Source organism: Rhizobium sp. PRIMUS64 (genome assembly GCF_023006465.1).
Classification (GTDB): Bacteria; Pseudomonadota; Alphaproteobacteria; order Rhizobiales; family Rhizobiaceae; genus Rhizobium; species Rhizobium leguminosarum.
Genome location: NZ_JALBGX010000244.1, coordinates 1 through 4,438 on the forward strand (window position 1 = coordinate 1; position 4,438 = coordinate 4,438).

Genomic DNA, 4,438 nt, shown 5'->3' on the forward strand with positions numbered 1-4,438 from the left:
GGCGGGGATGCGGCGCGGCGCAAGTGACAGCATGGCGGCGAAGGGTTTCAGCGCGCCACCCCGCATCAGGCCGTCGAAGGGCCGACCGAGGCGGGCGAGATTGAGCGCCAGGCGGAAGCGGCCGGGATAGGGCAGCACGGCGGCAAGGATGGCGCGCGTCAGCCGGTTCATGAACGGGCGTTTGTAGGTCTTTTCGATATGGGCGCGGGCGTGATCGACCAGATGCATGTAATCGACGCCGGAGGGACAGGTGGTGACGCAGGCAAGGCAGGAAAGACAGCGATCGATATGGGTGACGACCTCGGCATCGGCGGGGCGGCCGTTTTCCAGCATATCCTTGATCAGGTAGATGCGGCCGCGCGGGCTGTCGAGCTCGTTGCCGAGCGTCACATAGGTGGGACAGGTGGCGGTGCAGAAGCCGCAATGGACACATTTGCGCAGGATCTGCTCGGATTCGGCGACATCAGGGTCGAGAAGCTGAGTCAGGGTGAAGTTGGTTTGCATCTAGCGGGATCCCCAATGGGTCTTGGAGGTTTTGCTGGAGATATGCAGACACGGATCCATCTTGTCCCTCACCCCATCTTCCCCGGATTGAATATGCCGGCCGGATCGAACTTTTCCTTCACCCGCCGTGACAGCATCACCACCGCCTCGGGCTCGGGATGGAAGGCTGATGTGACCGCCCTCGCCTCATCCGATGCACGGATCAGCGTCGCATGGCCGCCACCGAGCGCCTTGATATAGCGACGGACCAGTTCGGCTTCTGGGCCTGCCTCCATGCGCATCCAGACGAGACCACCCTGCCAGTCGTAGAAGGCGTCGACGGCGGCTTCGAGGCGGAGTGCGGCGACCAGCTGATGGCCGGTGCCGGGGGCGACCGAGACGCGCCAGACCGGCCGCGCCGTGCCGTCGGCATAAGGCAGCACGTCACGAATTTCCTGCCAGAGCTTATGACTTTCCGGCTGCTCCAGCCGCGTGACCGTGGCGAAGGCCGACATTGCCGCGGCAAGCTTTTCGACGCGCACGTCGACCGAGCCCGGCAGGCCTTCGATGCGCAGAACCGTCGCTTCGCCCTCGGGCAATTTGCCGGCCAGGAATTTCCACGTCACCGTCAAGGGCAGATGCGCCGCACCCGAGACTTCGACCGGCAGCGCCATCGCCGCCGCCATGGCGTTTGCCGCCTCGGCGTCGTTGAGGCCGGACAGCATCACCGTCCGCTCCGTCTTCGGGCGCGGCGGCACACGGAAGGTGACTTCGGTGAGGAAACCCAACGTGCCATGCGAGCCGGCGACCAGCTTGGCGAGATCGAGGCCGGTGACATTCTTCATCACCCGGCCGCCGGCCTTGATGATCTCACCCCTGCCGTTGACGAAGCGCACCCCGAGCAGGCTGTCGCGGGCAGCACCCGCGATCAGCCGGCGCGGACCGGAGACATTGGCGGCGAAGACGCCGCCGATGGTCGGCTCACCGGATGTGCCCATCACAGGGCGATGATCCATCGGCTCGAAGGCGAGCATCTGGCCGCTCTCCGAAAGTGCCGCCTCGACCTCGGCAAGTGGCGTGCCGGATCGGACGGTCATGACCATTTCGCCGGGATTATAGGCGACGATGCCGGTAAGCCCGGTCGAGCGCAGCCGGTCCTCGGCAGCAACGGCATTGCCGAAGCCCGAGCGGCTATTGCCGCCGCAGATCACGAGCGGCCGGCCGCTCTGCGCATGGGTGCGGACGATCCCTGCTGCCTCTTCCTCGCTCGTCGGCATCAGATCGATCATGCAGCGGGGCGCCCTTCGAGCGGAAAGACCTTCGACGGATTGAGGAGCCAGCCCGGATCGAAGGCGGCACGCGCTGCCATCTGCTGGGCGAGGTCGGTCTCCGAATATTGGTGACGCATCAGGTCGCGCTTCTCGATGCCGACGCCATGTTCGCCGGTGAGGCAGCCGCCGGCATCGACGCAGAGCCTCAGAATATCGTTGCCGGCCGCCTCGGCACGGGCGGCATCCTCGGGATCGTTGGCGTTGAAGAGGATCAGCGGGTGCATATTGCCGTCGCCGGCATGGAAGACGTTGGCGACGCGCAGGCCGTAATGATCAACGATCTCGGCGGTTCTTTTCAGCACGTGGGAGAGCTGGCTGAGCGGCACGGTGCCATCCATGCAGATATAGTCGGCGATGCGGCCGGTGGCGCCAAAGGCGGATTTGCGGCCCTTCCAGATCAAGGCCGCCTCGGTCGCCGACTGGCATTCGCGCACGGTCTTGACAGCATGCCGGCGGGCGATCTCGACGATGTCCTTCAGCGTGGCGTCCATCTCCGCTTCTGACCCCTCGACCTCGACGATCAAAAGCGCACCGACATCGAGGGGGTATCCGGCATGGGCGAAGGCTTCGCAGATCTCGATCGCCGGCTTGTCCATGAATTCGATCGCCACCGGGATAATGCCGGCGGCAATGACATCGGCAACGCAGGCGCCGGCCTCTTCCGAGTTCTCGAAGCCGAAGAGCACCGGGCGCGCGCCTTCCGGCTTGGCGATCAACCGCACCGTCGCCTCGGTGACGATGCCGAGCTGGCCTTCATGGCCGCAGACGAGGCCGAGCAGATCGTAGCCTGCCGCATCCAGCGCCTTGCCGCCAAGCTCGATCACCGTGCCGTCGACCAGCACCATCCTGACGCCGAGCAGATTGTTGGTGGTGACGCCATATTTCAGACAGTGAGCGCCGCCGGAATTCATGCCGATATTGCCGCCGATGGTGCAGGCAAGCTGCGAACTCGGATCAGGCGCATAGAAAAAGCCGTCCGCGGAGACGGATTCGGAGATATTGAGATTGGTCACGCCGGCCTGGACCACGGCGACGCGGTTCGGCAGATCGATTTCGAGGATGCTGTTCATCTTCGACAGGCCGAGCACGACGGCATCCTCCTGCGGGATGGCGCCGCCGGAGAGCGAGGTGCCGGCGCCGCGCGGCACGACGGGAATGCCGTAGCGATGGCAATAACGCATGACGGCCGAGACCTCAGCCGTGGTGCGCGGCAGGGCAACGGCGAGCGGCAGGCGACGATAGGACACAAAGGCGTCGGTCTCGAACGGTACCAGCTCGCGCGCCTCATGCACCAGGCATTCCGGCGGCAGAAGATCGGTCAGATCGGCAACGATCTGGGCTCGGCGCGCCAGCACGTCGGCGCGGGGGCTGAGAAACGAAATGGCGTCGGACATGGCGCTCTCCCTGGCCCTGACGAGGGGGAATGGCAGCGGGAAGATGACAGCGGAAACCGGCCGCGAACCTCCCTGCCGCCGATAGACCGGCTTAGCACTTTCCCGAAAGTGGCGCAAATGCTAAGCACTTATGCCAAAAGGGGAAAAAGTCACAAAACCTTATGACCAATCTGGGTGATCTCGAAATCTTTGCCAAGGTCGTTTCAACAGGCAGCATGTCGCTCGCCGGCCGCGCGCTCGGCTTTTCCCCAGCCGTCGTCTCCAAACGAATCAAGCGGCTGGAGGATCGGCTGGGCACCCGGCTTCTGCAGCGCACGACGCGGCAAATTTCGCTGACGGAAGCCGGACAGGGCTTCTACGACCGCGTTCTCGGCATTCTCGCCGGGCTGGAGGAGGCAGAATTTTATATCTCAGGCCGCTCGGCGCAGATGCACGGCACGCTGAAGATCTCGGCCCCGACCTCCTTCGGGCGCATGCATATCGCGCCGCATCTGAAAGATTTCATGGAGGCGCATCCGGAGCTTGCGATCAACCTGGTGCTGACCGACGAATTCAGCGACATCGTCGGCGGCGGCTTCGATCTGGCGATCCGCATCGCCGAACTCACCGATTCGAGCCTCGTTGCCCGCCGTCTGGCGCCGGTACGCCGGCTGCTCTGCGCTTCACCGGACTACCTTGCAGCGCATGGCGAGCCGAAGCATATCGAAGAGCTGAAACACCACCGCTGCCTGCCGGCCCACAATAACGACACCTGGCGGCTGAACGGGCCGGACGGGGCGCTGAGTCTCAGGCCGGAAGGCATGCTGATCACCAATTCCAGCGAGGTGATCCGCGAGGCTGTCATCGCCGGCCTCGGGATCGCGTTGCGCTCCACCTGGGATATCGGCGAAGAGCTCAAGGCAGGCCGGCTGGTGCAGGTGCTGCCGGCCTATGAGGGCTCGCACAATGTCGCGCTGTCGGCCGTCTATCCCAGCCGGCAGTTCCTGCCGGCCAAGGTGCGGCTGTTCATCGACTATCTGGCAGAGCTTTACGGTCCCGTCCCCTATTGGGAGCGCTGATGGCAGCGCCGGTTCAGCGCGCCAATCTCTCGATGACGAGATCCAGCAGGGCGCGCAGCCGCGCCAGGCGCTTCATGTCGCGGTGATAGCCGACCCAGGTGTCGCGGCCCGGCGGCGGTTCGCCGAGATCGACCAGTTCGGTGGCGGCATGCGAATCGCCAAGCGGCCGCGG

General features: G+C 64.8%; 4 protein-coding genes and 1 pseudogene. 1 reads left to right on the forward strand and 4 read right to left on the reverse strand.

What is annotated here, in order from left to right:
• The 3 genes from MOV76_RS38440 to MOV76_RS38450 form a co-directional block, all read right to left on the reverse strand.
• The coding region (locus MOV76_RS38440) for a 4Fe-4S dicluster domain-containing protein (RefSeq protein WP_247266524.1) at window positions 1–504 on the reverse strand (504 nt) is incomplete at its 3' end.
• Window positions 505–572: 68 nt separating this feature from the next.
• The gene (glcE, locus tag MOV76_RS38445) at window positions 573–1,772 is read right to left on the reverse strand and encodes a glycolate oxidase subunit GlcE (protein WP_047621920.1); all 1,200 of its coding nucleotides are present in this window, start codon (window positions 1,770–1,772) and stop codon (window positions 573–575) included.
• Window positions 1,769–3,208, reverse strand: a complete 1,440-nt coding sequence (locus MOV76_RS38450) for an FAD-linked oxidase C-terminal domain-containing protein (RefSeq protein ID WP_018449400.1) — start codon at window positions 3,206–3,208, stop codon at window positions 1,769–1,771. Before MOV76_RS38450 ends, glcE begins: the two co-directional genes overlap by 4 nt.
• A 161-nt stretch (window positions 3,209–3,369) precedes the next feature.
• Here MOV76_RS38450 and MOV76_RS38455 point away from each other — a divergent pair, with 161 nt between their 5' ends.
• Entirely contained in the window at window positions 3,370–4,266 is an 897-nt protein-coding gene (locus MOV76_RS38455) for a LysR family transcriptional regulator (protein ID WP_018244949.1), read from the forward strand.
• A 13-nt stretch (window positions 4,267–4,279) separates the two neighbouring features.
• Here the strand turns inward: MOV76_RS38455 and MOV76_RS38460 are convergent.
• Window positions 4,280–4,438 (reverse strand): annotated as a pseudogene (locus MOV76_RS38460) (LysR family transcriptional regulator); the annotation flags it as partial.

Excerpts from the sequence above, each read along its gene's own strand:
- glcE (WP_047621920.1), bottom strand. The coding sequence starts at position 1,772 with ATGATCGATCTGATGCCGACGAGCGAGGAAGAGGCAGCAGGGATCGTC.
- MOV76_RS38450 (WP_018449400.1), bottom strand. The coding sequence starts at position 3,208 with ATGTCCGACGCCATTTCGTTTCTCAGCCCCCGCGCCGACGTGCTGGCG.
- MOV76_RS38455 (WP_018244949.1), top strand. The coding sequence starts at position 3,370 with ATGACCAATCTGGGTGATCTCGAAATCTTTGCCAAGGTCGTTTCAACA.